Source organism: Kiloniellales bacterium (assembly GCA_030066685.1).
Taxonomy (GTDB): Bacteria; Pseudomonadota; Alphaproteobacteria; order Kiloniellales; family JAKSBE01; genus JAKSBE01.
Window position 1 is genome coordinate 219,791 of record JASJBF010000003.1, and the last position, 26,887, is coordinate 246,677.

Consider the following 26,887-nt stretch of genomic DNA (forward strand, 5'->3'; position numbering starts at 1 on the left):
CCCGCCGCGGCGCCGGTCAGCCGCCGTCGCTGTCCGAGGCGACCTCGTGGTTGGCCAGGATCTCCAGGGCCCGGACGATGGCGGAGTGGTCCCAGCCGGCGCCGCCGTTGGCCGCGCAGGCGTTGAAGAGCTCCTGGGCGTTGGCAGTGTTGGGCAGGCTGACCCCCAGGGACTTGGCGCCCTGGAGCGCCAGGTTCAGGTCCTTCTGGTGCAGCTCGATGCGGAAGCCCGGGTCGAAGGTGCGCTTGTACATGCGCTCGCCGTGGACCTCGAGGATCCGCGAGGAGGCGAGCCCGCCCATCAGGGCCTGGCGCACCTTGGCCGGGTCGGCGCCGGCCTTGGAGGCGAAGACCATGGCCTCGGCTACCGCCTCGATGGTCAGCGCGACGACGATCTGGTTGGCGACCTTGGTGGTCTGGCCGACCCCGCTGCCGCCGACCAGGGTGATGTTCTTGCCCATCAGCTCGAAGATCGGGGTGGCGCGCTCGAAGGCCTCTGGCTTGCCGCCAACCATGATGGTCAGCGAGGCCGCCTTGGCGCCGACCTCGCCGCCGGAGACCGGGGCGTCGAGGTAGTCGCAGCCAAGGGCCTCGATCCTTGCTGCAAAGTCCTTAGTCGCGATCGGCGAGATCGAGCTCATGTCGATCACCATCTTGCCGCTCGACAGGCCCTCGGCGACGCCCTGCTCGCCGAAGAGCACGGCGTCGACCTGCGGCGTGTCCGGGACCATGATGATGATGACCTCTGCCGCGGCCGCGACTTCCTTGGCCGAATCGACCAGGGCCAAGCCCTTGTCGAGCAGCTCCTGCGCCGGCGGAGTCCGATGGCTCGCCGTGACCACCTCGTGCCCGCCATCCATCAGGTGCCCTGCCATGGGCCGGCCCATGATGCCGAGCCCGATGAATCCGATCTTCGCCATGTTTCCTTATCCCTTTCCTGTCGCCGGGCTCAGGCCACAGCCTGGCCGTTGTTCTTGTAGGGCGCGAACCAGCCGAGCCCCTCGACGGTGGTGGCCGCAGGCTTGTACTCGCAGCCGATCCAACCGGCATAGCCGATCCGGTCCAGGTGACCGAAAAGGAAGGGATAGTTGATCTCCCCAGTGCCCGGCTCGTGGCGGCCCGGCGTGTCGGCCAGCTGCAGGTGCGCGATCTTGTCCAGGTTGGCCTCGATGGTCGGGGCCAGGTCGCCCTCCATGATCTGCATGTGATAGATGTCGTACTGGAAAAAGAGGTTGTCCGCACCGACCTCTTCGATGATTTCCAATGCCTGGCGCGATGTGTTGAGGTAGAAGCCGGGGATGTCCCGGGTGTTGATCGCCTCGATCAGCAGCCTGATACCGGCCCCGCCGGTCCTGTCCGCCGCAAAGCGTAGGTTCTCGACGTAGGTCTTGCGCAGGACGGCCGGATCGACACCCTCCGGGGCGAGGCCGGCCATGCAGTGGAGCTGTTCGCAGCCCAGCGCCTTGGCATAGTCGATGGCGGTCTCGACGCCGGCGCGGAACTCGGCCACGCGTTCGGGCAGGATGGCGATGCCCCGCTCGCCGGCGTCCCAATCGCCCGGCGGCATGTTGAACAGCACCTGTTTCACATCGGCCTGGGACAGCCGCTCGGCCAGCTCCGCCTTGTCCCAGGCGTAAGGGAAAAGGTACTCGACCCCGGTGAAGCCGGCCTCGGCGGCGGCGGCGAAGCGGTCGAGGAAATCGACCTCGTTGAACATCATCGACAGGTTGGCCGCGAACTTGGGCATCTGCCTCTTCCTCCTCTGCTGGGCGATCAGCTTCTTGCGGGCCCGGGGCCAGTGTCAATCCTCAAGCCGGCTCGAGCTCGTCCTGCTTGGCCTCGACCTCGTCCAGGCCGACCTCGGCGGGGGTCTCGGGGATGTCGTTCATGGCCAGGGTCGGGTCCAGGCAAAGGATCTCCTCAAACTCGGTCACCTTGTCGATCTCGGTGCCCATGGAGATGTTGGTGACCCGCTCCAGGATGAACTCGATGACCACCGGCACCTGGTGCTCGGCCATGAGCTCGCGGGCGGTCGCGAAGGCTTCCTGGAACTCGTTGGGGCTGCGCACCCGGATCGCCTTGCAGCCCAGACCCTCGGCGACCGCGACGTGGTCGACGCCATAGCCCTCCAGCTCTGGGTTGTTGATGTTGTCGAAGGCGAGCTGGACCTGGAAGTCCATATCGAAGTTGCGCTGCGCCTGACGGATCAGGCCAAGGTAGGAGTTGTTCACCACGACGTGCAGGTAAGGCAGCTTGAACTGGGCGCCGACCGCCAGCTCCTCGATCATGAACTGGAAGTCGTAGTCACCCGAGATGGCGACGATCTCGCGCTCCGGATCGGCGGCGCGCACGCCCAGGGCGGCCGGGATGGTCCAGCCGAGCGGGCCGGCCTGGCCGCAGTTGATCCAGTTCCGCGCCCCGTAGACGTGGAGGAACTGGGCGGCGGCGATTTGCGACAGTCCGATGGTGCTGACGTAGCAGGTGTCGCGGCCGAAGGCGGTGTTCATCTCCTCGTAGACCCGCTGCGGCTTCAGCGGCACCTGATCGTAGTGGGTCTTGCGCAGCATGTGGTGCTTGCGATGCTCGCATCGTCCGGCCCATTCGCTGCGGTCCTTGAGCTTGCCTTCAGCCTTCCATTCCTTGGCGACCTCGATGAAGAGCGCCAGCGCCGCCTTGGCGTCGGAGACGATGCCGTAGTCGGGGCCGAAGACCCGGCCGATCTGGGTCGGCTCGATGTCGACGTGCACGAACTTGCGGCCCTTGGTATAGACCTCGACCGAGCCGGTGTGTCGGTTGGCCCAGCGGTTGCCGATGCCGAGCACGAAGTCCGACCTGAGAAAGGTCGCGTTGCCGTAGCGGTGGCTGGTCTGTAGGCCGACCATGCCGGCCATCAGGGGATGATCGTCGGGAATCGCGCCCCATCCCATGAGGGTCGGGATCACCGGGATGCCGGTGACCTCGGCGAACTCGACCAGCAGATCCGAGGCATCGGCGTTGATGACCCCGCCGCCGGCGACGATCAGCGGCCGTTCGGCCTCGTTGATCATGCCCAGCGCCTTCTCGATCTGGCGCCGGCTCGCCGAGGGCTTGTAGACGGGCAGGGGCTCGTAGGTCTCGTCGTCGAACTCGATCTCGGCCAGCTGGACGTCGAGCGGCAGGTCGATCAGCACCGGGCCGGGCCGGCCGGAGCGCATGACGTGGAAGGCCTGCTGGAAGACCCGCGGCACCAGCGCTGGCTCCTGTACGGTGACCGCCCACTTGGTCACGGGCTTGGCGATGGATTCGATGTCGACCGCCTGGAAGTCCTCCTTGTGCAGCTTGGCGCGCGGCGCCTGGCCCGTGATGCAGAGGATCGGGATGGAATCCGCCGCGGCCGAGTAGAGCCCGGTGATCATGTCGGTCCCGGCTGGGCCGGAGGTGCCGATGCAGACGCCGATGTTGCCCGGCTTGGCGCGGGTGTAGCCCTCGGCCATGTGCGAGGCGCCTTCGACGTGCCGGGCGATGATGTGATCGATCGCCCTCTGGGCCTTCAGCGCCGAATAGAGCGGGTTGATCGCCGCGCCGGGGACGCCGAAGGCGCGGGTGACCCCCTCCTTCTGGAGAACGCGGACCGCCGCGTCGATCGCTCTCATCCGTGCCATGACACACCTCCCTGTCGGGCCGTTGATTTCCGTATGATGGGAAAATATATCGGGATATGGAAAGAGTCAAGGAAATATGGAAAAATATTCCATATAGTGGGATAATCCTTTGGCGTGACCGGGCAAGGCATTGGTCGCGCAGGCATTCCGGCAGCTGAAGCGAGGGCAGAATCTTGGCCATTGTGACGAAGGAAGCGCCGAGCCGGCCGCGCGGCCGGCCGCGCGGCAGCGAGCCGGCGGGCTCGGTTCAGGCCCTGGACCGGGCGCTCTCGCTCCTGGAGCTGCTGGCCGACGCCGACGGCCTGACCCTGACCGAGCTGGCGCAGAAGGCGGAGATGGCACCCTCGACCGCGCACCGCCTCCTGACCACCCTCGAGGGCCGCGGCTTCGCCGATCACGACCGCGAGCAGGGCAGCTGGCGGATCGGCGTCGGCGCCTTCCGGGTCGGCTCCGCGTTCCTGCGCAACCGCAAGGTCGTGACCATGGGGCGGGCGGTGATGCGCAGCCTGATGGAAGACACTGAGGAGACGGTCAACCTGGGCATCGCCGACGGCGCGGAGGTGGTCTTCATCTCGCAGTTCGAAAGCCACTCGCCGATGCGGGCCTTCTTCCGCCCGGGCCGGCGCGGGCCGATCCACGCCTCGGGCCTGGGCAAGGCGATCCTGGCCTCGTGTCCCGATGAGGAGGTTAGGGCCCTGTTCCGGGACCGCGAGCTGGCCCGCTTCACCGGCAGCACCATCACCAGCCTCCAGGGCTTCCTGGAGGAACTGGCGGCGATCCGGCAGCGCGGCTGGTCTCTCGACGATCAAGAGCACACCCTGGGCATGCGCTGCATCGCCGCCGCCATCCACGACGAGTACGGCGAACCCATCGCGGGCGTATCGGTCTCCGGGCCCAGCGTGCGCATCCCCGACGACCGCCTGGACGCGCTGGGCCGTGCCGTGGTGGCCGCGGCAGCCGAAATCACCGAATCGATTGGCGGACGGGCGCCCGAGCGAAGCTAAAGCGGCGCGAGAGCGAGGGCCTGAGCCGTCAGTTGCCCTTCGCCCAGGGATCGTAGCTGCCGAAGTTCCAAAGGTGGCCTTCGGAATCACGGCAGGAAAAGTGGCGCCCGCCGTAGTCCTCGTCCCGGATCTCCATGACGATCTCGGCCCCGGCGGCCCTGGCCTTTTCGTAGACCGCGTCGGCATCCGGCACGACGACGTAGGGGCTCTGGGTGGTTGCGCCGAGCGCAGCGGGCGTTCGCTGGAACTCGCCGAAGGCGTCATCGCGCGCCGAACCCAGCATGATCATACCGGCGCCCAGGGTGAGCTGGGCGTGGGCGATGCCGCCGGCACCGTCCTCGACGACCAGGTGCCGGGCGAAGCCGAAGGTCTCGCACAGCCAGTCGATCATCTGCGGGGCGTTCCGGTAGCGCAGGGTGGGAATGATGGTGCTGCTCATCGTGGCCTCCTTCATCGCCTTGAGCTTGCACGCTGCCGCGGGGGGCGGTCTTGAACTTCTGTTACCGACCCGGCCCATCTCCGATCGGCCAGGATGCCGGTGCCGTCGGTAAGGCAGCGCGCGAGGAGGGCCCTGGGGCTTTCACCGGCGAAGGCGCGGAAGTCCCTGTTGAAGTGCGCCTGATCGGCATAGCCGCAGTCTGCCGCAAGGGCGGCCAAGGACGGCGCCCGGCCGGCGCGCAGCGTCCGCAAGGCGCATTCGAAGCGCAGCACTCGCGCAAAGGACTTCGGCGCCACGCCGATGTGACGCCTGAATACCGTTGCGAGGTGCTTGCGGCTGCAACCCAATCCGGCTGCCAAGGCGCCGATCGGGATCCGTCCGCCACTGGCCTCGATCGTCCGGTGGGCCGCTTCGACCAGCGGCGCCTCATTCGGGGCCGGGAGAATGCGTTCCGAGAGGACCTTCACCAAGAGGGCGAAGCGCTCGGGCCAGTCCGCGGCCGCTTCGAGCCGCGCCTCCAGTTGCGCGGCGAGGGGCCCGAGCAGCGGCTCCAGGTCGACCACCTGGCCCGCCAGATCCTGCAGGTCCATGCGCAGAAAGCGCCAGGCACCGATCGGCGTGAAGTCGACCTGCATGCAGAGGGCACGTCCCGCGGAGCCGACCAGGGACGGCACTTCGTGGAGCCCGGCCAGGAAACTGCGATCGAGGGGCCGGGCGCGCTCGGGCGAAGCGATGTTATGCAGGGTGAAGCCGTGACCGAAGACCAGGATCATGGGCAAGACGCCGGATGGCACCTCCGTCCTGAGCACAGGCGCGCCGCCGTCTTCGGCATAGCCTTGGATCTCCCGGACGTAGCGCTCCAGCTGCGGGGGCGGGCGGCGGCGCAGAAGGGTCCAGCTGCCGTGATCCGAGTGGTGGTCGATGCGGTGAAGCGCTTCGTCTGCTTCCATGCCGCGAGCATAGCAGGACGCCGTTGTCGCCGCAGACCCTGCTGCGCCGAAGGCAGGCGCCGTCTCGCAATCACATTTCGATGCTTGCCGAAGCGTATCGGCGACAGGGTGAGCTAAGCTGCGACCTGTCCCATGCTACGGAGGCCCTCATGACCGTCACTTGCTGCATCCGCTACCGGCTCGATCCCTTCAAGCGGGAGGCCTTCGAGGCCTATGCCCGCAACTGGGCCTCCATCATCCCGCGCTGTGGCGGCGATCTGCTGGGCTACTTCCTGCCGCACGAGGGGACCAACGACATCGCTCTGGCGCTGATCTCCTTCGAGAGCCTGGCCGCCTACGAGGCCTACAGGGCCCGGCTCAAGGCCGACCCCGAGGGCGCCGCCAACTTTCGCTTCGCCGAAGAGGAACGCTTCATCCTGCGCGAGGAGCGCAGCTTCCTGCGCCCGGCGCCGGACCGCTGAGCCGCAATCGCCGCCAGCGCACTTCCCGATCGGACGCCTTCGCATCTGGCCGGGAGTCGTGCGCTAATGCCTTGACGCTCGGGCATTATCCGGCCTGGGTTTGCCGGTAGCGGCCGGGCGTGGTCCCCAGGTGGCGCTTGAAGGCGTCCGTCATATGGCTCTGCGAGGCGAAGCCGCAGGTGTAGGTGATCTCGGCCAGCGGTAGCACGGTCTGGCGCAGCAGCTCGCAGGCCCGCTGAACCCGTCGCTCCATCAGGAAGCGGTGCGGGGTCTGGCCGGTCGCGGCCTTGAAGGCGCGCAGGAAGTAGGAGGGGCTCAGCTCCGCGACGGCGGCCAGGTCGGACAAGCTCAGCTCCCGCTCGAGGTTCGCCATGATGTAGTCGGTGATTCTGGACAGCGACCGCAAGCTCGGCGCCTTCGGCGCCGCCAACGCCGTTGGTGCGTGCAGGTCGTCGAGCCATTCGGCCAGGCAAAGGGTCGCGAAGCTCTCCATCTGCAAGGCGCCCAAGCGCCGGCCCTCGAGGAACTGGCTGCGCAGGGCCTTGCCGAGGCTGAGCAGCGAGGGCCGGGCATTGCGGATCACCGGCTTCTCCCGCACCGACTTCCCGTCGAGTTGCGCAGCGATCGCCTCCGCGGCGAAGCTCTTGTCGATCAAGAGGGCCAGGAACTCGGGCAGCTTGCCGTCGAGATCCTGCGTGAGCGCCGTGCCAGCGGGAAGGAAATGGGCACGGTTCGAGAAATGCGTGGGTGCCAATTTGTCGGAGTGCAAGGCTTCCCGTGTCTCGTAGGGGTCGAAGGCGATCATCAGAGAAGTGTAGGGCATCTTCAGCGTCACGCGATCGATGCCCAGCTCCGTATCGGCGAAGGGACGCACGTGGTCGACGATCACATTTCGGGACCGCTGGCGCTGGGCGTTGTGCAGAGGAATGTCGTCCAGCCGAGTCCAGGTTTGGTGGGCCATGGATGTGTCGCTCGCTCTTTGCCGGAGACCAATCGTCTCGAGCCGTCCATAGACTTGCCGCGTTATTCCCTCCTTCCTCGTGACAATTCTGCGGCTTCATCGTGCCGGGCGGGGTCACACCCGGCGCGACGCTGTCTGCCCGTGACGCAAGCACTCTCGTCGCCAGGTCAATTTCACGGAAAAGTCGGGTCGCCTCCCGGAAGAAGGTCTTCGCGCGGTCCCCTTAGGCTTGCGGTCAATCGAAGGGAAGTCCTTCAGCGTGAGCTAGGAGACGAAGCGATGACCAAACTCCGCAGAATCCGCCAGAACATCGAGGTGCAGCCTTTCCGCGACGAAGTCGCAGCTGCTTCAGGGCTCTGGACAGCGGGACAAGCCGACCGGCGCGATCTGCGGCCCGCGATCCAGTCGATCCCGCTCAGGAGCCCGGTCAAATCGATGATCGGCCCTCGCCGCCGCCGCGATCTTCAGGACAGTAGCTACACCGCTGCCGCGCAGGGATTCCCGGCGGCCCGGGCCTTCCTGGAGAGCTTCGCCGCCGCGCGCGGCGCCGAGCTGGGCCGCGCCAGGATCCTGCGCCTGCGGCCCGGTCGGGGGACCCGGCTGCATTTCGGCCAGGGCGAATACCACCGGTTCCGCGATCGCTATCACCTGGTGTTACAGAGCGCCGCCGACAGCGGCTTCATCTGTGGCGGCGTCGCGGCCGGCATGGAAGACGGCGAGCTCTGGCGGCTCGACATCAAGGCGCTCCAGGAAGCCTACAACCGCGGACCCGCCGAGCGGGTTCACATGGTCTTCGACCTGCTGCCCCGGGCCCGCTTCGCCCAGGTCTACGGGCGCGCGCGGGCCGCCTGACCGCCCGCGCCGTCGGGCCGCCGCCCGGGGAACAGACCCGTCCAGGCCCGGCCCAGCCGGGCCTGTCCTGCGGGCGCGGCGCTCGGCCGCGGGATCTGCCTGCCTTCGGCCGGGCCATCTGACCGGCTGCCGGGGGCTGGCCTTCGGTCGCGTTCAGCTGATTTTCATCTTGCCGTTAGCCACCGTTAATCGGGCGGTCAGGCAGGGCTCATCCCGATCGATGATGTTGTTAACCATCGAGGCACCGGCGGGTTTCCGCGGTGCCGCCGGCGGCCTGAGGGCGCCGGATCAGGAGCTTGCCGGCCCCGGCCCGGAAACGACGAAAGGCCGGAGAATAGATCCCCGCTTGTTCCGTTCTAAGGACATGGCACCTGCAACGAAGGAGACGGTAGTGATCAAGGAAATCAGCACTCTGGGCACGGACGCCAGGCGGGTCCTTTCGGCTGCGCCGGTCAACCTCAACCGGCCGGATCCGCGCAGCAGCTCGATGCCGCCCCAGACCCTCGCGCCCGGACGCCTGCAGGCTGCCAAGCGCTCCTATGCGACCCGTCGGATTGTCCTCGACGACGCCGCCAGCTTGCTGACCTGCGGGGTCCGGCCACAGACCGGTGACTTGGTGCTCGCCCGGATCGACCGGATCGGCCATCACCGCCGGATCGAGAGCCCCGAAGGCCGCCGCGGCCAGCTCTACGTCGGCGACGAGGTCCTGCTCTGCTACGGTGCCCGCTACGCCAGCGACCAGTTCGAGGCGGTGGTCCCGAAACGGCTGGAGCCCTGCCACATGGTCGCGGCCGGCGGGATCGCGGCGCTCTGCGTCAATCGCCACGGCTCGACCAAGCCGGCGACCCAGATCACCCCGCTCGGCCTGGTCGCCGACGCCGAGGGCCGGGTCCTCAACCTGAAGGACTACGCCCTGTCCGGCGCGCGGCCGCTTGCCATTCGGCCTTACACCCTGACAGTCGTCGGCACCTCGATGAACGCCGGCAAGACTACGACCATCGCCGGCATGGTCCGCGGTCTCAGCAGCAACGGCCTGAAGGTCGCGGTCGGCAAGGTGACCGGCACCGGCGCTGGCGGCGACCGCTGGGCCTATGTCGACGCCGGCGCCTCCGAGGTGCTCGACTTCACCGACTTCGGCTACGCCTCGACCTACAAGGTACCGGCCGAGCAGCTGACCGCCTTGCTGCCGGCGATGGTCCGCAGCCTGGCGGAGGACCGGCCCGACGTGATCATCCTGGAGCTGGCAGACGGCCTGTTCTTCTCGGAGACCGCCGACCTGGTCGAGACCACGGCCTTCGCCGAGCTGGTCGACGACGTGGTGGTCGCGGCAAGCGACGCCATGGGCGCCGAGGCCGGCGTCCGCCGGCTGGCCGCCAACGCAATGGCGCCGATTGCCCTCGCCGGTCGGATGACGTCGAGCCCTCTGGCCGTGCGCGAGGCGACACGCGTGCTCGAGACGCCGATCGTCTCGCTCGACGACCTGACCGACGGCGTCTGGATGCCGCCGCGCCTGGCCGCGCCGGCCAGGATCCCGGCCTGACCCGAAGCCGGGACAGCTCCGATGCGCCTCCCCACCGTCCTGTCCGGCCGCCGCCGGCTGCGCTTCGCCTACCTCGTCGCCAACGGCGTCGCGCAGGCCGGCGTGGCGGTGGCGACCGCGCTGCTGGTCAAGAACGGCTTCGACCGGCTGATCTCGCCGCAGGCGCCCCTGCCGCTGCGGGAGGCGGGGCTCTTCGCGGCCGGTCTCAGCCTGGCGATCGCCATCGGCGCCTGGCTGCGCTGGCGCGGCCATCTCGACGCCGAGCACCTCGGCCAGGGCTACGTCCATGCCGTGCGGCTGCGCCTGTTCCGTCACGTCGCCCGAATCGGTGCGGACGGAGCCCGGCAGATGAGCCGCGGGGCCATCGTGCTGCGCTTCGTCGGCGACCTGACCGCCCTGCGCCAGTGGATCAGCTACGGCCTGGCGCGGCTCACGGTCAGCGGCCTATCGACGGTGCTGGCGATCGCGGTCCTCGCCGTGGTCGAGCCGGTCGTCGCGCTGGCGGTGGGGATCGCCGTCGTGGTGGCGGCCGGCCTGGCGCTGGCGGTCGGTCCGCAGCTGCGGGCGACGACGCGGGAATCGCGCCGCCGCCGGGGCCGTTTGGCGGCGCAGCTCAACGACAGGGTCGCCAACATCGGCGTGGTCGAGGCCTTCGGCCAGGAGGCGAAGGAGAAGAAACGCTTCGAACGGCTCAGCACCCGCCTGCGCCGCGCCCTGATCGCCCGGGCCAGCGTCATCGGCCTGCTGCGCGCGCTGTCCGAGGCCAGCGCCAGCTTCGCCGGTGCCTGCGCCCTCTTCGCCGGCGCCCTGCAGGTCGGGCTCGGCTTCGCCAGCCCCGGCGCGGTGGTCGCAGCCATGGTGGTCGCCGGCCTCCTGGCGCCGCGCCTGCAGGACCTTGGTCGGGTTTACGAATACTGGAACGGCGCCTTGATCGCGCGGGAGAAGCTGGAGCAGATGCTCGCGCTCAAGCCGGTCGGGCGCCGCGCCAAACGCCGGACCGCGCTTGACCTCGAGCCGGGTCCGGGCCGCATCGAGCTGCGCGATCTCGAGCTCGAGGGACTCTTCCGCGGCCTCGATGCGACCATCGAGGCCGGCGAGCGGGTCGCCGTCGTCGGTGCCAACGGGGCCGGCAAGTCGACCCTGCTGCGTCTGATCGGCGGCATTCTCGATCCGGACAAGGGCCGGGTCCGGCTGGACGGCCAGGACCTCCGCAAGTGCCGCTGGGAGGAGGTACGCCGGGCCTTCGCCATGGTCTCGCCCGACCTGCCGCTGCTGCGCGGCTCGCTGCGGCTCAACCTGACTTATGGCGCGGGCGACTGGAGCACCGAAGACCTGCAGCGGACGATCGCTGCCCTCGGGCTCGAGGCCTTGGTGGCTCGCCTTCCGGGCGGCATCGAGAGCCGCATCTCCGAAAGCGGCGGCGGACTCTCGACCGGCGAACGTGCCCGGATCACCTTGGCCCGCGCCCTGCTGTCCAAGCCTCGCGTGCTGCTTCTCGACGAGGCCGACGCCAACTTGGACGATGCGGCCCGTGACGCCCTGGAAGCGGTCGTCGGGAGCTTCGCCGGCACGGTCGTCTTCATCACCCATGACCCGGCGCGGGCCGCCAAGGCCGATCGGATCCTTAAAGTGGAAGCCGGTGGCCTCGTCGAGGTCGCGCCGGCCGACTGGCTGGCGCAGAACGCCACACCCCCGGCACTCCGGGCCGTGGGCTGACTTCGAACCCGAAAACCGTAAACCCCAGCGAGCGAGACAGGAGACCAAGCGATGAAGTACTTCCGCAGGATCAAGCATGACGTCGACGTGCAGCCTTTCCTCGACGAGATCGCCTCGATACCCGATGCCTGGGACCTCAGCACCGGCCGCCAGGACAAGATCGCGGTCCAGCGGGAAGCGCAGGCGATTCCGCTCAGAGGCCTGGTCAAGTCCAAGATCGGCAAGCGCAAGCGCCGTGACGTGCACGAGAGCCGCTATACCACGGCCTCGCGCAAGTTTGTCGTCGCCCGCGCCTTCCTGGAGAGCTTCGCGGCCGAGCAGGGCGCCGAGTTGAGCCGGGCCAAGATCGTCCGGCTGATGCCCGGCCGCCGGGTCTACCCGCACATCGACCGCGGCGCGTACTACAAGTTCCGCGACCGCTACCATCTGGTCCTGCAGAGCGCGGCCGGCAGCTACCTCAAGAGCGGCGACGAGGAGGTCCGCATGCGGGTCGGCGAGCTCTGGTGGTTCGACAACAAGGCGGTGCACGAGGCCCACAATGACGGCTCGGCGGAGCGGATCCACATGATCTTCGATCTCCTGCCCGGCCACCGCATCGCCGACGTCTACAGCAAGGCCTGGGCCGCTTGAGCGGCCCACGCCATCCTGGATCAGGTTTCACCCTTTCCCATGAAGGTGCTCATCGTGACGACGGGTATTCTAGCCGCGGCGGCGTCTCATGCCTCCGATCTTCCAGCCCAGATCGCCGTGCAGGCGGCCCAACCGGGCGCAGCGCTCGAGCTGCGCCTGCCGCGGGACGAGGAGGGCATCCCCTACTACCTCTACGTTCCCAACCGGGTCGACCCGGAGGCCTTGCCGCTGGTCACGGTGCACGGCATCTCGCGCGGAGCGGATGAGCACCTCGTGGCCTTCGCAGCCTCGGCGGAGCGCAGCGGTCGGGTCCTGATCGCGCCCCTGTTCTCCGAAGCGCAGTGCCGGCGCTACCAGAGGGTCATCGTGGACCGCTGCCAAGCGGACCGGGCGCTCTTCGCCACCCTGCGCGAGGTGGCCGAGGCCACCGGGGTCGAGGTCGACCGCTTCGACCTCTTCGGCTTCTCGGGAGGCGCCCAGTTCGCCCATCGCTTCGCCCTGCTGCATCCGGAGCGGGTCGCGCGGCTCGCGGTGTCCTCGGCCGGCTGGTACACCCTGCCCGACACGCTGGACGCCTACCCCTACGGCCTGGCGCCGGGACCCCGCGCCTCGCAGCGCTTCCGGCCGAAGCTCGAGGCCTTCCTCGAGATCCCGATCCTGGTCCTGGTCGGCGAGCGGGACGTCGAACGTGACTCCGCCCTGCGCAAGGAAGAGCGGGTCGATCGGCGCCAGGGCCTGACCCGGGTCGAGCGGGCGGCGCGCTGGAGCCAGGCGCTGCGCCGGGCGGCGGCCAGGACCGGCGTCGCCGCGGAGGTCCGCTTTCGCAGCCTGCCGAGCTGCGGCCATGCCTTCGAGGACTGCGTGCGCGACGGCGGCCTGGTCGAGCAGGTGATGGCGTGGTTCTCCAGGCCTTGAGGACAAGCCTTTCGCGGTTCGGCTTAAAGAGGCCGGCTGCTCGCGCCCGGCCAACCAAGCCGAGGTCGCCCGCCGCGGCGAAGCCGGCCCGGCGCAACCCGTGAGTGAAAGTCGCCGCCGGTTCTTCGGCGGCGACTCCGATCCCGGACCTCACTTCCAGGGCGCTGAGCCTCGATCAGGTGGTGGAAGAGAAATTCCATAATGTGATTTAAGCGGAATGATCAGTCTTGTGCGGCGCCGGGAAGATGGGTCGGCCCGCCAGCGCACTTCCCGATCGGACGCAGTTGCGTCTGGCCGGATGTCATGCCCTAGTTGATCGCGCCGCCGCGATGCTCGGCGGCCCCGACCGCTAGGGTCATGGCGAGGCAGAGGGTCGCCGAGAGGGCGCGGAAGCCGCTGAGGTCGGCCTCCACGACCTCGAGCCAGACCTCGGCGACGCCGGTCAGGGGCGAGAAGGCGCTGTCGCTGACCGCGACCACCGGGACGCCTTCCTGCTTGGCACGGGTGGCGATCTCGACCGACACCGGGCTGTAGGGCGTGAAGGACACGACCAGCAAGGCATCTTCGGGCGTCATGAAGGCCGCCTGTTCCATGATCGTCCCCGCCGCATTCTCCAGCAGGATCGCCGGGTGTCCGAGCTTCTGGAAGGCGTAGGCCAGGTAGCTGGCGACCGGATAGGAGCGCCTCTGGCCCAGCAGATAGATGGTCCGCGCCGCGGCCAGGGTCCGCGTCGCGCGGTCGATGTCCTCTGCGGCGACGGAGTCCCGCAGGCGTTCGATCGAACTGATGGCGGTTCCGGCGAAACGCCCGAGGAGCCGGTGCGAGGCCTCGGTCTCGTCGTCCGAGCGCAGCGCCTGCACGCGGTCGCCGTAGGACGGCCAATAGCCGCGCAGTCTCTCGCGGAACAGCGCCTGCAGGTCCGAGAAGCCGGAGAAGCCCAAAGTCTGGGCGAAGCGGACCAGGGTCGAGGGCTGCACCCTGGCCAGTTCGGCGATCGACGCGGAGGTCCCCAGCGCGACCTCGTCCGGGTTGTCGAGCATGAAGGCGGCGACCTGGGCCAGGCGTTTCGGCAGCCGGCCGTGCTCGGCTGCGATCAAGTTGCGCAGCGAGTCGAAATCCTTCGGCGGCGGCGCCTTCTCGTTCCGTTCGGCCCGTTCCATTTGTGACGTCGCCTCCGCCCGAGGCCCGGATTCGGGGCCTCCCTCCGGGATTCCCCTTGAGGGTGTCCCGCAATTATGGAATATTTTATCCAATTATAGACTAAGACGGTTCGATTGTTCCAGTCTTTCAGGTCGCAACAGGCAGGCCGGCGCGATCGGCGTCGCGGAGCCATGAGAGGGAGGCAAGACATGATCAGACAACTGAAGCGGGTTTTCCTGAACGCGGCCCTGGTCCTGGCCGCCGTCGGTCTGGCGGCGGGCCCGGTCCAGGCTCAAGACGTCAGCATCATCGTGGTCAGCCACGGTCAGGCCAACGACCCCTTCTGGTCCGTGGTCAAGAACGGTGTCACCCAGGCGGCCAAAGACATGGGCGCGGATGTCGACTACCGGGCGCCGGAGACCTTCGACATGGTCGCCATGGCGCAGCTGATCGACGCCGCGGTCAACCAGGAGCCCGACGGATTGGTGGTCTCGATCCCCGACGCCGACGCCCTGGGCGACGCCATCAAGAAGGCGGTCGACGCTGGCATTCCCGTGGTTTCGATGAACTCCGGCTCGGATGTCTCGAAGGGGCTGGGCGCGGCCCTGCACGTCGGCCAGGAGGAGTACGATGCCGGCAAGGCCGGGGGCGAGAAGCTCGCGGCCCTGGGCGGCAAGAAGGGGCTCTGCGTCAACCAGGAGGTCGGCAACGTGGCCCTGGACCAGCGCTGCGCCGGCTTCAAGGATGGCTTCGGGGGCCCGGTCACCGTGCTGCCGGTCAGCAACGAGCCCTCCGAGGTCGAGGCCAAGGTCAAGGCCGCCCTGGACAGCGACGAGGAGATCGACACAATTCTCGCCCTCGGCGCCTCGACCGCCGGTGAGCCGAGCCTCGCCGCCGTCGAAGCGCTGGGCAAGCTGGACAGCATCAAGGTTGGGAGCTTCGATCTCTCCGCCGATTTCCTGAAGGCGGTGGCGGCCGGAAAGGCGGCCTTTGCGATCGACCAGCAGCAGTACCTGCAGGGCTACCTGCCGGTTGTCTTCCTGGCGATGAACGCCCGTTTCGGCCTGATGCCCGGCGGCAACGTGCCCTCGGGGCCGAACCTGATCACCAAGGACAAGGCTGCGCTGGCGGTGGACCTCAGCGCAAAGGGCATTCGCTAACAGAGTACTGGTTAGGGAGATGGAAGGCGCGCCGTCGAGAAGCGCGCCCGTCTCCTCCGGGAGGCAGCCATGACCACGACAACGATGGCGCGGGGCGGGGACGAGAGGCTCAAGCAGACGCCCTTCGTCACCCGGCTCATGCGCCGGCCGGAGCTCGGCGCGCTCGCCGGCCTTATCCTGATCATCATCTTCTTTTCCTTCGCCGCCAGCGGGAAGATGTTCTCGCTGGCCGGCGTCGTCACCTTCATGTCGCCGGCCTCCCAGCTCGGTATCCTCGCCATCGGGGCTGCGATGCTGATGATCGCCGGCGAGTTCGACCTCTCCGTCGGCTCCATGGTGGCCTTCGCCGGGCTGGTCTTCGGGGTGGCGCTGGCCGTGGTTGGCCTGCCGCCGCTCCTGGCGATCATCGTGACCTTGGCTGCCGCCGCCGCCGTCGGCGCCGTTAACGGCACCATCGTCCTTAAGACCGGTCTGCCGTCCTTCATCGTCAGCCTGGCCTTCCTCTTCATCCTGCGCGGCATGACCCTGGTCGGGCTCAAGTGGGCGACCGGCGGCTCGACTCAGCTGCGCGGCATCAAGGACCTGATCGAGGGCGATCCCGTCGCCGGGCTGTTCCGCGGCGACGCCTTCACCGGCCTCTTCGCCTGGATGGCCGAGCAGGGCTGGATCGAGACCTTCAAGAGCGGCAAGCCCAAGGTCGCCGGCCTGCCGGTCGAGGTCCTGTGGTTCCTGGCGATCGCCGCCCTGGCGACCTGGGTTCTGCTGCGCACCCGGGTCGGCAATTGGATCTTCGCCAGCGGCGGCGATGCCAACGCGGCCCGCAACTCCGGGGTGCCGGTCAACCGGGTGAAGACGGCGCTCTTTATGACGACGGCCGGCTGCGCGGCCCTGGTCGCGATCTTGACGGTGCTCGACGCCGGCTCGACCGACGCGCGGCGCGGCTTCCAAAAGGAGTTCGAGGCGATCATCGCCGCGGTGATCGGCGGCTGCCTGCTGACCGGCGGCTACGGCTCGGCGATCGGCGCCTTCTTCGGCGCGGTGATCTTCGGCATGGTCGCCATCGGCCTGACCTACACCGACATCGACCAGGACTGGTACCTGGTCTTCCTCGGCATGATGCTGCTCGGCGCGGTGCTCTTCAACAACGTCATCCGCCGCCGGGTGACAGGGGAGCGTTGACATGAGCGCGAGCGACGGAAGCGCGAACGGCGCCGCCCCCCTGATCGAGGTGCGCGACATCGAGAAGCATTTCGGCTCGGTGATCGCCCTGGCCGGCGTCAGCATGGCGGTCGAGGCCGGCGAGGTGATGTGCCTGCTGGGCGACAATGGGGCCGGCAAGTCGACCCTGATCAAGACCCTGGCCGGCGTGCACAAGCCGACCAAGGGCGAGTTCCTGGTCGACGGCGAGCCGGTCGACTTCAACTCGCCCCGCGACGCCCTGGATAAGGGCATCGCCACGGTCTACCAGGACCTGGCGATGATCCCGCTGATGTCGATCACCCGGAACTTCTTCATGGGCCGCGAGCCCAGGGTCGGCTGGGGGCCCTTCAAGCGGATCGACATGAAGTACGCCGACAAGGTTGCCCGGGAGGAGATGATGCGCATCGGCATCGACGTCCGCGACCCCGGCCAGGCCGTCGGCACGCTCTCGGGCGGCGAGCGCCAGTGCGTCGCCATCGCCCGGGCCGTGTTCTTCGGCGCCAAGGTCCTGATCCTCGACGAGCCGACTTCGGCGCTGGGCGTGCGCCAGACCTCGATGGTCCTGAAGTACATCAACCAGGTCCGCCAGAAGGGCCTGGGCGTTATCTTCATCACCCACAACGTCCGCCACGCCTACGCCGTCGGCGACCGCTTCACGGTGCTCAACCGCGGCCAGACCCTGGGCCTCAAGAGCAAGGACGAGGTCTCGATGGACGAGCTGCAGAACCTCATGGCCGGCGGCCAGGAGCTGCAGGAGCTCTCCGACGAGCTCGGCGGGACGGTGTGAGGACGGTGCCGCAGCTCCGGAGCTCAGGCCCCTTGGCGCGCCAGGCTCCGGATCTGCCAGCGGCCGATTCCGAGGTCGTCGAGCTCGCGCTGATCGAGCGCTTCCAGCTCGGACACTGTGCGGTGATAGGTGCGCCAGGCGCGGTAGCGGTTCAGGACAGCCGTGATCCACATGGCCTTTTCCTCAGGCTCGCCCGGACGGGCAGAGGTGCTGCGCGGCAGCAATTCCGACCAGAGGTAGTACCGGCGGCGAGGCGGCAGCAGCGGCGAGTTCGCAGCCCCGCCATGAAGCGCTTGCATAGCACCGGCGGACCTGTGGAGAGGAAAGGGAAAGGACGGTCATGACGGAACTCGGCGTCGGCCTCATCGGCACGGGCTACATGGGCAAGTGCCACGCCCTGGCCTGGAACGCGGTGCGCCCGACCTTCGGCGGGGACCTGCCCCGACCGAAGCTGGAGGCTGTCTGCGCCCTGACCGAGGCCGAGGCCAGGGCCGCCGCCGAGGCCTTCGGCATCGCGCGTTGGACCCTCGATTGGCGCGAGGTCGCCGCCGACCCGGCGGTGGCCGCGGTCTCGATCGCGGCGCCCAACCACCTGCATTGCGAGATCGCCTTGACGGCGCTGGCGGCCGGCAAGCACGTCTGGTGCGAGAAGCCCATGGCGGTCTCCCTGGCCGATGCCGAGGCCATGGCGTCCGCGGCCGCCCAGGCCCCGGGCCGCACCATCATCGGCTACAACTACATCCAGAACCCACCGCTGCAGCAGGCCCGGCGCCTGATCCGCGAGGGTGCCATTGGCCGGGTCACCCAGTTCCGCTGCAGCATGGACGAGGACTTCATGGCCGATGGCGCGATGCCCTGGGGCCTGAGGGACGACGGCCGCTCCGGTTACGGCGCGCTGGACGACTTCGGCAGCCACATGGTCTGTCTGGCCCACTTCCTGGTCGGCGAGATCGCCGAGGTCGCCGCGGTCTGGGACCGGCCCATCGCCGAGCGCCCGGTCGCGGCCGGTGCCGCGGAGAGGCGGGCGGTCGAGACTCACGACATCGCCAGCGCGCTGCTGCGCTTCGCTTCCGGCGTGACCGGCACCTTCGCCATGAGCCGCGCCGCCTGGGGCCGCAAGAGCGCGCTCTGCTTCGAGGTCCACGGCGACCGGGGGACGATCCGCTTCGACCAGGAGCGGCCCAACGAGATTCACCTCTTCCGCGCCGGCGAGGATCCGGGCACGGAAGGCTTCCGCCGGATCCTCACCGGTCCGCAGCATCCGCCTTACGACGCCTTCTGCCCGGCGCCCGGCCACGGCCTCGGCTTCAATGACCTCAAGGTGATCGAGGCCCGCCACTTCCTGCGGGTCATCCGCGGCGAGGAGCCGGCGATCTTCGACTTCGCCGCAGGCGTCAAGGTCGAGCGGGTGATCCACGCCCTGGCGCGCTCGGCCGAGCGCCGGGAGTGGGTTGAGGTGGCGGGGGCATGAGCCCTCGCCTTCGTCGCTCAACGCTCTCCACTCCACCTGCTGTCATTGCCGGACTTGATCCGGCAATCCATGGTGCCGCGTCTCTATGGATCCCCGGATCAAGTCCGGGGATGACAGAGGCGTTGTAGTCGGGCGGTGGCGTCGAGGCCCACTACTCCGCGGCGGTCGTCCTCGACTGCCAGAGCGCGAGGATCTTGCGGTAGTTCTCGGCGATGGCGGCGATGGCGCCGGAGTCGTCGAGCTCGCCGGCGAACCAGGCCTCGGCCGCGGGCTGGAAGATGCTGCGGCCGATGGCGAAGCCGCGGCAGAGCGGGTTGCCCGCCGCCGCGTCAAAGCTGCGCTTGAGGTCCGCGGGCGTGCCGCCGAGGCCCAGGATCAGAAAGCCCCGGCAATGGGGATCGCGGGCCTGGATGATCTCGCCGATCTCCCGCCAGGCCTGCGCGCTCGCGGCCGGCGGCAGCTTCCACCAGTCCGGGGAGATTCCCGCGTCGTAGAGCGCGGTCAGTGCGGCGGTTACGGCACTTTCGGCGTCAGGCCGCGCCTCCGGGGGAATGACCTCGAGCAGCAGCTCGTGTCCGGTCTGCGCGCAGGCCTCGGCGAGCTGCCGCAGCTTCGCCTCCTGCGCCGCGCGCAGCTCGGTGGGGTCCTCGGTGTCATAAAAGACCAGGCATTTGACGATCTGCTCTCGGGGCCAGGCGCGCAGGGCCAGGCCCGGGTTGGGATCGGTCTCGAAGGCCAGCGGGCGCGAACCCGGCACCTCGACCGGGCGCGCCAGCCACCAGCCGCGACCGGCCCAGCGGGCCAGCACGGCCTCGCCGTAGCGGCCGTCGACCAGGGCGCCGGGGCAGGCCGCGTCTCCGGCGGCGGTTTCCAGGCCCTGCGCGATCAGCAGCTTGAACTCGGCGATCCGCGCGAAGGGCAGGCCCTGGCGCTCGGCAAGAGCTTCGAGCTGGCTGCGATGGTCGAAGGCGAGGGCCGCCACCTCCGCCGGCGCCGTCCCGCGCGTGGTCACCCGGTGCAGGCGCTCCAGCGCCGCGTCGGGCCGCCCCGAGGTCCGGAACTGCGCCAGCTCCTCCCGGCTCGGCATGGCGGGGGCGCAGCCGTGGCGCGAGACCACTAGCGCCCCAACGGCGTTGCCGAGTTCGCCGCACTCGGCCAGCGGCCGGTCGCGCAGCCAGCCCGAGAGGAAGCCGCTCATGAAGCCGTCGCCGGCGCCCAGGGTGTTGAAGACCTCGACCGGCCGACCGCGCTGGACCACGCCGGCCTCCAGGTCCGCGGGTATTGCGCCGTCGAAGACGATGCAGCCTCGGGCGCCGCGCTTGGCGACCAGCACGGCATCGGTCAGCGACCGGATCCGGCGCAGGGCGCTGCCGGTGTCGGCGACGCCGCCGGCAATGTGGATCTCTTCCTCGGTGCCGACCACGAGGTCGCAGTCGGGCAGAATCTCCTGCAATCGCTGCGAGGTCTCCGGATCCGAAGCGTAGCGGCTCTCGCCGCTGGCGTGGCCGGTCAGGCCCCAGAGCACCGGCCGGTAGTCAATGTCGAAGATCACCTTGGTCCCGGCCGCGCGGGCGTGGCCGATCGCCGCCTTGCTGGCGGCCTCGACGCCGGGCCGGGAAAGGTGGGTGCCGGTGACCAGCAGGGCGCGGGCCGAGGCGACGAAGGCCGGGTCGATCTGCTCCGCCGCCAGGGCCATGTCGGCGCAGTCGCTGCGGTAGAAGATGTGCGGGATGTGGTCGCGGTCGCGGATGCCGAGGATCACCAGCGCGGTCAGGCGCTCGGGATCGACGGAGATGCCGGCGGTCTCGACGCCCTCCGCGGCCAGGGTCTCGACCACGAAGTTGCCCAACTGCTCGTCGCCGACTCGGCTGATGACGCCGCTCTTCAGGCCCAGCCGGGCGGTGCCGATGGCGACGTTGGCCGGGCAGCCGCCGACGTACTTGGCGAAGCTCTGAATGTCCTCCAGGCGGCCGCCGACCTGCTCGCCGTAGAGGTCGACGGCGGCGCGGCCGAGGCAGATCAGGTCGAGCGGCCGCTCGGTCATTGGATCGGCTCCTGACTGGGTTTGGCGAGGCGGCGCCCCAGGCCGACGACCAGGACCTGGGCCAGCAGGATCGGCGCGACCAAGGTGCGGAAGCCTCGGTCGCCCGGCTCCTGGAGCTCGAAGCTCAGGGTCGCGTCGCGGGCGATGGGGCTGAGCGCGGAATCGGTGATGGCGATAACCGGTACCCCGGCGGCCACGCGCTGGGCCACGATCTCGGCCACCTCCGGCGCGTAGGGCTTGAAGCTGACGGCGATCAGCGCGTCGGCCGGGCCCGCTTGCGCCGCCTGCTGCGCGAGCAGGCCGCCGGCGCCGTCGAGCAGCAGGCAGCGGCGCTCCAGGCGGCCGAGGGCGTAGGCGAGGTAGAAGGCGACGGGGAAGGCGCGGCGCTGAGCCAGGACGAACTGGGTCTCGGCCGCGGCCAGGATCTCAATCGCCGAATCGATCCTCTCGGCGGGCGTGTGGTCGCGCAGCTGCGCCAGCGCGGCCAGGCCCTGGTCGGCGAAGGCCTGCAGCAGACCGGCCGTGGTCTCCGCTTCCTCCGCCGCGCTCTCGAGGGAGCGGATGCGGTCCCGGTAGCTGGGCGCGGCGGCGATCAGGCGCAGGCGGAAGACCTGCTGCATGTCGCTGAAGCCGTCGTAGCCGAAGGCCTTGGCGAAGCGCACCATGCTCGAGGGCTGCACCCCCAGCCGGTCGGCGGCCGAGGTCACCGTGGCCAGCGCCAGATCGTCCGGATGGTCCAGGGCGAACTCGGCGATCCGCTTGAGCTGTCCGCTCAGGCTGCCGTAGCGCCCGGCGATCCTGTCCTTCAGGGCGTCGAAGTCGCCGGGCGCGGGCTGCGCTGCTTGGCTGGCGTCGGGCATGGTCCTCCGCTGCGCTCTCCGGTGTTCCGGGCGGTATTGGAGCAAAGGCTTTCCATTTTGACAAGAAAAGAAAATTCCTTCAATCTTAAGATCTAGAAAATCTATTCATCCTTCTAGGGAGGCAGGCGCGCGCCATGACCAAGCGAATCGGCTTTATCGGTGTGGGGTTGATGGGTCACGGAATGGCCAAGAACCTCTTGGAGAAGGGCTTCCCGGTGACAGCCATGGCGCATCGCAATCGGGCGCCCTTGGAGGATCTGATCACCCGCGGCGCCCAGGAGGTTCCCGATCCCAAGACCCTGACCGAGACCTCGGATATCGTGATCACCTGCGTCACCGGGGCGCCTCAGGTCGAGGCCGTGGCCTATGGCGAGGCGGGCATCCTGGCGGCGGCGCGCGCCGGGCTGATCGTGATCGACTGCTCCTCCAGCGAGCCGGCAACCACGGCGAAGCTCGCCGAGGACCTGGCTGCCCGGGACGCGGTTCTGGCCGACGCGCCTCTGGCCCGCACCCCGGTCGAGGCCGAAGCCGGGCGGCTCAACACCATGGTCGGCGCCGACGAGGCGACCTTCGCCGAGATCCGCCCCGTGCTGGAGGCCTTCTGCGAGAACATCTTCCACGTCGCCCCGGTGGGCAGCGGCCACAAGTGCAAGCTGGTCAACAACTTCCTGGCCATGGGCCAGGCTGCCCTGATCGCCGAGGCGCTGGCGGCCTGCGCCGCGACCGGGGTCGAGACCGGCAAGTTCTACGAGGTGGTCTCGGCCGGCGGTGCCAACAGCGGCATCTTCCAGATGATCGTCCCAAAGGCGATGAACGAGGGCGACTTCTCCGGCCTGAAGTTCAGCCTGGCCAACGCGGCTAAGGATCTGCGCTACTATACCCGCATGACCGAGGCCGCCCAGTTGACGGGCAACCTGGGCAACGGCGTGCATCACGCCCTGGTCCAGGGCCTCAACATCGGCTTCGCCGAGGGTTACGTCGGCGACCTGATCCGCGCCCAGGCGAAGCTGAACGGGACCAAGATCCTGGGGGAGTGATCGAGGCATGACCGAGACTCTCGACGGCAAGTGCGCCCTGGTCACCGGCGCGGCCGGGGTGCTGGGCGCGGCGGTGTCGGCGGCCCTGGTCGAGTCCGGCCTGAAGGTCGTGATGCTCGACGTCGCGGCCGACCGCCTGCAGGAGGTCGCGATCGGCCTCGGCCCGGCCGCGCGGCCGCTGGCGCTCGATATCGCCGACGCGCAGGCGGTGGCCGAGGCCTGCGACCGGATCCGCGCCGAGCAGGGCGAGGTCGACGTCCTGGTCAACAACGCCGGCATCCTGTCGAACAACAAGGCGGCGGAGACCGCGCCGGAGGAGTGGCGCCGGGTGATGGGCGTCAACCTGGACGGGGCCTTCTACCTGGCCCGCGAATGGCTGCCGGCGATGAAGGCCAAGGGCTGGGGCCGCATCGTCAACATCTGCTCCCTGGCGTCCAAGACCGGAGGGCTGACCGCGGGCACGGCCTACAGCACCTCCAAGGGCGGGCTGACCGCGCTGACCCTCTCCCTGGCCCGGGAGTCGGCGGCCTCCGGCGTCACGGTCAACGGCATCGCGCCGGCCTACATCCGCACCCCGATGGTGACCGACCAGCTGACCGAGGCGCAGCGCCAGAAGCTGCTGGCCGAGATACCCGTCGGCCGTTTCTGCGAGGCCGAGGAGGTCGCCCACGTGGTGCGCTTCCTGGTGTCGCCCCTCTCCGGCTTCATCACCGGCGAGATCATCGACATCAACGGCGGCCTCTTGATGGACTAAGGCCGGCTTGCTTGCTCCGAAGGGTCACCCCCTCCCAACCCTCCCCCATCGAGGGGGAGGGCTTAGTTGGGGCGGCGCCCGTTGTCGTCTCCCTCCCCCTTGATGGGGGAGGGTCGGGGAGGGGGTGACCCTCCGATGCTCATGAGTGAGCCCTAGGGAGTCACCACTGCCGGCGCCGAGACGAAGCCGCGGAAGCGGGCGCGGCGCGCGCGCCGGGGTGGCTCGGCCAGTTCGTAGCCAGGGAAGCGTGCAACGAAACGGCCGACGGCGACCTGGCCCTCGAGGCGGGCCAGGCTGAGGCCGGCGCAGACGTGCGGCCCGGCGCCGAAGGCGAGGTGCCGGTTCGGTGCTCTGGCGATGTCGAAGCGGTCGGGGTCCGGAAAGTGCGCCGGGTCGCGGTTGGCCGCGCCGATGCAGAGCGTGATGCGCGTCTCCGCGGGCATCTCGACGTCGCCGATTTCCACGGGCTCGGTGGTGATCCGGTTGCCCAGCTGGTTCGAGCTCTCGAAGCGCAGGACCTCCTCCACCGCCGTCTTGATCAGACCGGGGTCCTCGATCAGACGGCGGCGTTCCCTCGGCCAGGTGGCCAGCGCGACCAGGCCGTTGCCGATCAGGTTGCTGGTCGTCTCGTGGCCGGCGTTGAGGATGAAGATGCAGTTCTGCAGCAGCTCGGTCTCGGTCAGCTGCTCGCCGTCGGCCTCGCCCTGGATCAGCCGCGTCAGCACGTCGCTGCGCGGATCGCCCGGCTTGCGACGCCGCTCTGCCACCAAGCCGCGGAGATAGTCGAGGAAGTCGACGACGGCCGCATTGCCGCGGGCCATGACCTCCTCAGAGATCGTCGCCTCGAGCGCGCCGAGGATCGCCAGGGACCAGCCGCGCAGCGGCCCGCGGTCGGCCTGCGGCACGTCCAGCAGGTTGCCGATGACCTCGACCGGGATGGCGCCGGCGAAGTCGTCGATCAGGTCGAGCCGGCCTTCGTCCTGTGCCCGGTCGAGCAGGCGGTCGACGAGGCGGACCAGGTCCGGCTCCATGCGGGCGATGGCCGCCGGGGTGAGGGCGCCGGCGATCAGCCGCCGGACCCGGGTGTGTAGCGGCGGGTCGTTGAAGACCAGGCTGGTCGTGTGGTGCTCGAACAGCGGCGTCGGGCCGTACTTGGGCCCGAACTCCTTCTTCTTGTCGGAGCTGAAGCGCTTCGCGTCCTTGTAGATCGCGAGCAGGTCGTCGTAGCGAGTCAGGAAGACGGATCCGTCGGCGCAGCGGTGGACCGGATCCCAGGTCCGCAGCGCGTGGTAGGTCGGAAAGGGATCCTCATAGAAGGAGTCCGGCAGCTTCAGCGGATCGAATCTGGCGGCGACTTCCCGCGCGGCGGCGGTCGTATCGCCGCTGGGCGTCGAGGCTGCGCCATGGCCTGAGGGCCGCTTCGGAGGCTTTGCCACGGAACCCGATTGCCTGCTCACAAGAGGGGAGTGAAGGAGGACTCTGTGTTGGGGCGCTTTGGGAGTCAATCCAGGCACCCGGGAACCCCCGGCGGCTGAGCGCTTGCCAAGGCGACAATCATCGCCGTCTGGTCCCGGAATCCCTGCCCAGGAATTGGGCAAGGATTCCGGGTTGCGCAATATATGTGCAAGCTTGGGGCCCGTTCGCGCGCGCACGTTCGCGGACCGAAGGCCGCGAAATCCCAGGCGGCGCGCGGGATCGGAATTGGGTCAGGGCATCCCTGCAGGTTTGGCACGCGGTTTGCGAAAACGCTGGACGCAGGGCGTCTAGGGTTCCGGCCATCGAACGGTGGTGTCTGGTCCGAGAGACGCACTCCGGGGCGGAAAAGTACCCCGGAGCCACGGCGGGCCAAAATCCCGGGAGATCACTGCGAAAGACCTGAGGCTGGCTTCAGGGATCTCCACTCATCCTCGTCGCCGACCTCCGGAACAGAAAAGGTAATTTCTGACCAGGAGCTTGAAGGCGTGGCGACCTGTCTTGATGACCTTGCTTCCGGCACCGAGCGAAGCCCGCAGGTATGGAAGACCTTTCGGCGGCGATGGATTTTGTCGAGCTTGAAAACTTCCGCTAGGCGATGTGTGAACTATTGACAACCTATGCGCGTAGCAACGGAAAAAGGGCGCTGGGCCTCTGCCTGGACAGGCTGGCTGCGGCTCGCCCGTCAGCAACGGAGCGCGACCTTGCCCATGCGGACGGCCCATTGCCGGTCGCGCGATCGGACAGGAGGTTAGGGATGCTGCGAAACTTCATGACGAAGAGCTTTTGGGCCTTGTTGCTCGCCGCCCTCGCGATCACGGCGCAGCCGGCGCTTGCGGCCAAGAAGGACTCCTTCAGGATCGCCTGGTCGATTTATGTCGGCTGGATGCCCTGGGCCTATGCCGCCGAAAAGGGCATCGTCGACAGGTGGGCCGACAAGTACGGCATCTCCATCGAGGTCGTGCAGATCAACGACTACATCGAATCCATCAACCAGTACACGGCTGGCGCCTTCGACGGCTGCGTTATGACCAACATGGACGCGCTCAGCATCCCGGCGGGTGGCGGGCTCGATTCCACTGCGCTGATCATCGGCGACTTCTCAAACGGCAATGACGGTCTGGTGGTCAAGGGCGACGGTGACTTGACCGCGCTCAAGGGCAGGAAGATCAACCTGGTCGAGCTCTCCGTGTCCCACTACCTCCTTGCCCGGGCGCTCGACAGCGTCGCCATGTCCGAGCGTGAGGTGACCGTGGTCAACACCTCGGACGCCGACATGGTGGCCGCCTTCAAGACCGACGAAGTCGAGGCGGTGGTCACCTGGAACCCGCTTCTGAGCGAGGTCGCCGCGGAGCCGGGCGCGAAGCTGCTCTACACCTCGGCCGACATCCCCGGCGAGATCATCGACATGATGGTGGTCAACACCGAGGTGCTGGAGGCCAATCCGGATTTTGGCAAGGCCCTGGTGGGCGCCTGGTACGAGACCATGGGCCTCATGGCCAAGGACGACGACCTCGGCAAAGAAGCCCGCCGTTTCATGGGCGAGAAATCGGGCACCGACCTGGCCGGCTACGAAGCCCAGCTGAGCACGACGCGCATGTTCTACACGCCGGCTGAGGCGGCCGCCTTCGCCCGGAGCGACGACCTGGTCAAGACCATGGACGTGGTCCGCAGGTTCCTCTTCGACCACGGCATCCTGGGCGAGGGGGCGGCAAGCCCGGACCACGTCGGCATGACCTTTCCCTCCGGCAAGACCCTGGGCGACGGCGCCAACACCAAGCTGCGCTTCGATGCCGCCTTCATGACCAAGGCCGCGGAGGGCGAACTCTAGCGCCGCGCGCTCGGCACAGGTG

Annotated in this window: 25 protein-coding genes and 1 riboswitch; of the genes, 14 read left to right on the forward strand and 11 right to left on the reverse strand. The window is 68.7% G+C overall.

Going from position 1 to position 26,887, the window contains the following annotated elements; all coding sequences use genetic code 11:
- Positions 1-16 precede the first annotated feature (16 nt).
- From QNJ30_04790 to gcl, 3 genes are all read right to left on the reverse strand, one after another.
- Positions 17-919 carry a 2-hydroxy-3-oxopropionate reductase gene (locus QNJ30_04790; GenBank protein MDJ0942753.1) on the reverse strand — a complete coding sequence of 301 codons (903 nt, stop codon included), beginning with the start codon at positions 917-919 and terminating at the stop codon, positions 17-19.
- A 29-nt stretch (positions 920-948) separates the two neighbouring features.
- Positions 949-1,746, reverse strand: a complete 798-nt coding sequence (gene hyi / locus QNJ30_04795) for a hydroxypyruvate isomerase (GenBank protein ID MDJ0942754.1) — start codon at positions 1,744-1,746, stop codon at positions 949-951.
- A gap of 61 nt (positions 1,747-1,807) precedes the next feature.
- The gene (gene gcl / locus QNJ30_04800) at positions 1,808-3,640 is read right to left on the reverse strand and encodes a glyoxylate carboligase (GenBank protein MDJ0942755.1); all 1,833 of its coding nucleotides are present in this window, start codon (positions 3,638-3,640) and stop codon (positions 1,808-1,810) included.
- A gap of 182 nt (positions 3,641-3,822) precedes the next feature.
- Between gcl and QNJ30_04805 the strand changes: the two genes are divergently transcribed.
- The gene (locus tag QNJ30_04805; protein MDJ0942756.1) at positions 3,823-4,644 is read left to right on the forward strand and encodes an IclR family transcriptional regulator; all 822 of its coding nucleotides are present in this window, start codon (positions 3,823-3,825) and stop codon (positions 4,642-4,644) included.
- Between the two features lie 28 nt (positions 4,645-4,672).
- On the opposite strand, the gene QNJ30_04810 is transcribed toward QNJ30_04805, so the two are convergent.
- Positions 4,673-5,083 (reverse strand): VOC family protein, encoded by a 411-nt coding sequence (locus tag QNJ30_04810; protein ID MDJ0942757.1) that lies wholly within the window; start codon positions 5,081-5,083, stop codon positions 4,673-4,675.
- Between the two features lie 11 nt (positions 5,084-5,094).
- Entirely contained in the window at positions 5,095-6,033 is a 939-nt protein-coding gene (locus QNJ30_04815; GenBank protein MDJ0942758.1) for a helix-turn-helix domain-containing protein, read from the reverse strand.
- A 149-nt stretch (positions 6,034-6,182) separates the two neighbouring features.
- On the opposite strand from QNJ30_04815, the gene QNJ30_04820 reads away from it, so the two are divergent.
- On the forward strand, positions 6,183-6,494 hold the full coding sequence (locus tag QNJ30_04820; protein MDJ0942759.1) for an NIPSNAP family protein: 312 nt from the start codon (positions 6,183-6,185) through the stop codon (positions 6,492-6,494).
- Between the two features lie 85 nt (positions 6,495-6,579).
- Here QNJ30_04820 and QNJ30_04825 read toward each other — a convergent pair whose 3' ends face one another.
- Entirely contained in the window at positions 6,580-7,455 is an 876-nt protein-coding gene (locus tag QNJ30_04825; GenBank protein ID MDJ0942760.1) for an AraC family transcriptional regulator, read from the reverse strand.
- 279 nt (positions 7,456-7,734) lie between these two features.
- Between QNJ30_04825 and QNJ30_04830 the strand changes: the two genes are divergently transcribed.
- The 5 genes from QNJ30_04830 to QNJ30_04850 all read left to right on the forward strand — a co-directional run bounded on the left by QNJ30_04830 (position 7,735) and on the right by QNJ30_04850 (position 13,108).
- Positions 7,735-8,307: an aspartyl/asparaginyl beta-hydroxylase domain-containing protein gene (locus QNJ30_04830; protein ID MDJ0942761.1), complete on the forward strand. Its 573-nt coding sequence runs from the start codon at positions 7,735-7,737 to the stop codon at positions 8,305-8,307.
- A gap of 391 nt (positions 8,308-8,698) precedes the next feature.
- Positions 8,699-9,847, forward strand: a complete 1,149-nt coding sequence (locus tag QNJ30_04835; protein MDJ0942762.1) for a hypothetical protein — start codon at positions 8,699-8,701, stop codon at positions 9,845-9,847.
- A gap of 21 nt (positions 9,848-9,868) precedes the next feature.
- On the forward strand, positions 9,869-11,563 hold the full coding sequence (locus QNJ30_04840; protein MDJ0942763.1) for an ABC transporter ATP-binding protein: 1,695 nt from the start codon (positions 9,869-9,871) through the stop codon (positions 11,561-11,563).
- A gap of 51 nt (positions 11,564-11,614) precedes the next feature.
- Positions 11,615-12,193, forward strand: coding sequence for an aspartyl/asparaginyl beta-hydroxylase domain-containing protein (locus QNJ30_04845; protein ID MDJ0942764.1), 579 nt, complete (start codon positions 11,615-11,617; stop codon positions 12,191-12,193).
- A 39-nt stretch (positions 12,194-12,232) separates the two neighbouring features.
- The gene (locus QNJ30_04850) at positions 12,233-13,108 is read left to right on the forward strand and encodes a PHB depolymerase family esterase (protein MDJ0942765.1); all 876 of its coding nucleotides are present in this window, start codon (positions 12,233-12,235) and stop codon (positions 13,106-13,108) included.
- 308 nt (positions 13,109-13,416) lie between these two features.
- Here QNJ30_04850 and QNJ30_04855 read toward each other — a convergent pair whose 3' ends face one another.
- Positions 13,417-14,268: a MurR/RpiR family transcriptional regulator gene (locus tag QNJ30_04855; GenBank protein ID MDJ0942766.1), complete on the reverse strand. Its 852-nt coding sequence runs from the start codon at positions 14,266-14,268 to the stop codon at positions 13,417-13,419.
- 189 nt (positions 14,269-14,457) lie between these two features.
- On the opposite strand from QNJ30_04855, the gene QNJ30_04860 reads away from it, so the two are divergent.
- From QNJ30_04860 to QNJ30_04870, 3 genes are all read left to right on the forward strand, one after another.
- Entirely contained in the window at positions 14,458-15,408 is a 951-nt protein-coding gene (locus QNJ30_04860) for a sugar ABC transporter substrate-binding protein (protein ID MDJ0942767.1), read from the forward strand.
- A gap of 69 nt (positions 15,409-15,477) precedes the next feature.
- Positions 15,478-16,587, forward strand: a complete 1,110-nt coding sequence (locus QNJ30_04865) for an ABC transporter permease (GenBank protein ID MDJ0942768.1) — start codon at positions 15,478-15,480, stop codon at positions 16,585-16,587.
- A gap of 1 nt (position 16,588) precedes the next feature.
- Positions 16,589-17,395: an ATP-binding cassette domain-containing protein gene (locus QNJ30_04870; GenBank protein ID MDJ0942769.1), complete on the forward strand. Its 807-nt coding sequence runs from the start codon at positions 16,589-16,591 to the stop codon at positions 17,393-17,395.
- A 23-nt stretch (positions 17,396-17,418) separates the two neighbouring features.
- On the opposite strand, the gene QNJ30_04875 is transcribed toward QNJ30_04870, so the two are convergent.
- Positions 17,419-17,568: a DUF1127 domain-containing protein gene (locus QNJ30_04875; GenBank protein ID MDJ0942770.1), complete on the reverse strand. Its 150-nt coding sequence runs from the start codon at positions 17,566-17,568 to the stop codon at positions 17,419-17,421.
- A 167-nt stretch (positions 17,569-17,735) separates the two neighbouring features.
- Here QNJ30_04875 and QNJ30_04880 point away from each other — a divergent pair, with 167 nt between their 5' ends.
- Positions 17,736-18,866 (forward strand): Gfo/Idh/MocA family oxidoreductase, encoded by a 1,131-nt coding sequence (locus QNJ30_04880; protein MDJ0942771.1) that lies wholly within the window; start codon positions 17,736-17,738, stop codon positions 18,864-18,866.
- 151 nt (positions 18,867-19,017) lie between these two features.
- On the opposite strand, the gene iolC is transcribed toward QNJ30_04880, so the two are convergent.
- Positions 19,018-20,910, reverse strand: a complete 1,893-nt coding sequence (iolC, locus tag QNJ30_04885) for a 5-dehydro-2-deoxygluconokinase (protein ID MDJ0942772.1) — start codon at positions 20,908-20,910, stop codon at positions 19,018-19,020.
- Positions 20,907-21,770: a MurR/RpiR family transcriptional regulator gene (locus QNJ30_04890; GenBank protein ID MDJ0942773.1), complete on the reverse strand. Its 864-nt coding sequence runs from the start codon at positions 21,768-21,770 to the stop codon at positions 20,907-20,909. Before QNJ30_04890 ends, iolC begins: the two co-directional genes overlap by 4 nt.
- A gap of 134 nt (positions 21,771-21,904) precedes the next feature.
- Between QNJ30_04890 and QNJ30_04895 the strand changes: the two genes are divergently transcribed.
- Both QNJ30_04895 and QNJ30_04900 read left to right on the forward strand, forming a co-directional pair.
- Positions 21,905-22,807, forward strand: a complete 903-nt coding sequence (locus tag QNJ30_04895) for an NAD(P)-dependent oxidoreductase (protein ID MDJ0942774.1) — start codon at positions 21,905-21,907, stop codon at positions 22,805-22,807.
- 7 nt (positions 22,808-22,814) lie between these two features.
- Entirely contained in the window at positions 22,815-23,561 is a 747-nt protein-coding gene (locus QNJ30_04900) for an SDR family NAD(P)-dependent oxidoreductase (GenBank protein MDJ0942775.1), read from the forward strand.
- Positions 23,562-23,713: 152 nt separating this feature from the next.
- Here QNJ30_04900 and QNJ30_04905 read toward each other — a convergent pair whose 3' ends face one another.
- Complete coding sequence (locus QNJ30_04905; protein ID MDJ0942776.1) at positions 23,714-24,997, reverse strand: cytochrome P450; 1,284 nt, start codon at positions 24,995-24,997, stop codon at positions 23,714-23,716.
- Positions 24,998-25,313: 316 nt separating this feature from the next.
- Positions 25,314-25,423, forward strand: a riboswitch (guanidine-I (ykkC/yxkD leader).
- Between the two features lie 383 nt (positions 25,424-25,806).
- Here QNJ30_04905 and QNJ30_04910 point away from each other — a divergent pair.
- Positions 25,807-26,865, forward strand: coding sequence for a putative urea ABC transporter substrate-binding protein (locus QNJ30_04910; GenBank protein ID MDJ0942777.1), 1,059 nt, complete (start codon positions 25,807-25,809; stop codon positions 26,863-26,865).
- Positions 26,866-26,887: the final 22 nt, after the last annotated feature.

Coding starts and splice junctions, on each gene's coding strand:
- QNJ30_04860 (MDJ0942767.1), top strand. CDS start 14,458: ATGATCAGACAACTGAAGCGGGTTTTCCTGAACGCGGCCCTGGTCCTG.
- gcl (MDJ0942755.1), bottom strand. CDS start 3,640: ATGGCACGGATGAGAGCGATCGACGCGGCGGTCCGCGTTCTCCAGAAG.
- QNJ30_04865 (MDJ0942768.1), top strand. CDS start 15,478: ATGACCACGACAACGATGGCGCGGGGCGGGGACGAGAGGCTCAAGCAG.
- QNJ30_04830 (MDJ0942761.1), top strand. CDS start 7,735: ATGACCAAACTCCGCAGAATCCGCCAGAACATCGAGGTGCAGCCTTTC.
- QNJ30_04895 (MDJ0942774.1), top strand. CDS start 21,905: ATGACCAAGCGAATCGGCTTTATCGGTGTGGGGTTGATGGGTCACGGA.
- QNJ30_04880 (MDJ0942771.1), top strand. CDS start 17,736: ATGACGGAACTCGGCGTCGGCCTCATCGGCACGGGCTACATGGGCAAG.
- iolC (MDJ0942772.1), bottom strand. CDS start 20,910: ATGACCGAGCGGCCGCTCGACCTGATCTGCCTCGGCCGCGCCGCCGTC.
- QNJ30_04855 (MDJ0942766.1), bottom strand. CDS start 14,268: ATGGAACGGGCCGAACGGAACGAGAAGGCGCCGCCGCCGAAGGATTTC.
- QNJ30_04845 (MDJ0942764.1), top strand. CDS start 11,615: ATGAAGTACTTCCGCAGGATCAAGCATGACGTCGACGTGCAGCCTTTC.
- QNJ30_04810 (MDJ0942757.1), bottom strand. CDS start 5,083: ATGAGCAGCACCATCATTCCCACCCTGCGCTACCGGAACGCCCCGCAG.
- QNJ30_04840 (MDJ0942763.1), top strand. CDS start 9,869: ATGCGCCTCCCCACCGTCCTGTCCGGCCGCCGCCGGCTGCGCTTCGCC.
- QNJ30_04900 (MDJ0942775.1), top strand. CDS start 22,815: ATGACCGAGACTCTCGACGGCAAGTGCGCCCTGGTCACCGGCGCGGCC.
- QNJ30_04850 (MDJ0942765.1), top strand. CDS start 12,233: ATGAAGGTGCTCATCGTGACGACGGGTATTCTAGCCGCGGCGGCGTCT.
- QNJ30_04825 (MDJ0942760.1), bottom strand. CDS start 7,455: ATGGCCCACCAAACCTGGACTCGGCTGGACGACATTCCTCTGCACAAC.
- QNJ30_04815 (MDJ0942758.1), bottom strand. CDS start 6,033: ATGGAAGCAGACGAAGCGCTTCACCGCATCGACCACCACTCGGATCAC.
- QNJ30_04910 (MDJ0942777.1), top strand. CDS start 25,807: ATGACGAAGAGCTTTTGGGCCTTGTTGCTCGCCGCCCTCGCGATCACG.
- QNJ30_04790 (MDJ0942753.1), bottom strand. CDS start 919: ATGGCGAAGATCGGATTCATCGGGCTCGGCATCATGGGCCGGCCCATG.
- QNJ30_04870 (MDJ0942769.1), top strand. CDS start 16,589: ATGAGCGCGAGCGACGGAAGCGCGAACGGCGCCGCCCCCCTGATCGAG.
- QNJ30_04875 (MDJ0942770.1), bottom strand. CDS start 17,568: ATGTGGATCACGGCTGTCCTGAACCGCTACCGCGCCTGGCGCACCTAT.
- hyi (MDJ0942754.1), bottom strand. CDS start 1,746: ATGCCCAAGTTCGCGGCCAACCTGTCGATGATGTTCAACGAGGTCGAT.
- QNJ30_04820 (MDJ0942759.1), top strand. CDS start 6,183: ATGACCGTCACTTGCTGCATCCGCTACCGGCTCGATCCCTTCAAGCGG.
- QNJ30_04890 (MDJ0942773.1), bottom strand. CDS start 21,770: ATGCCCGACGCCAGCCAAGCAGCGCAGCCCGCGCCCGGCGACTTCGAC.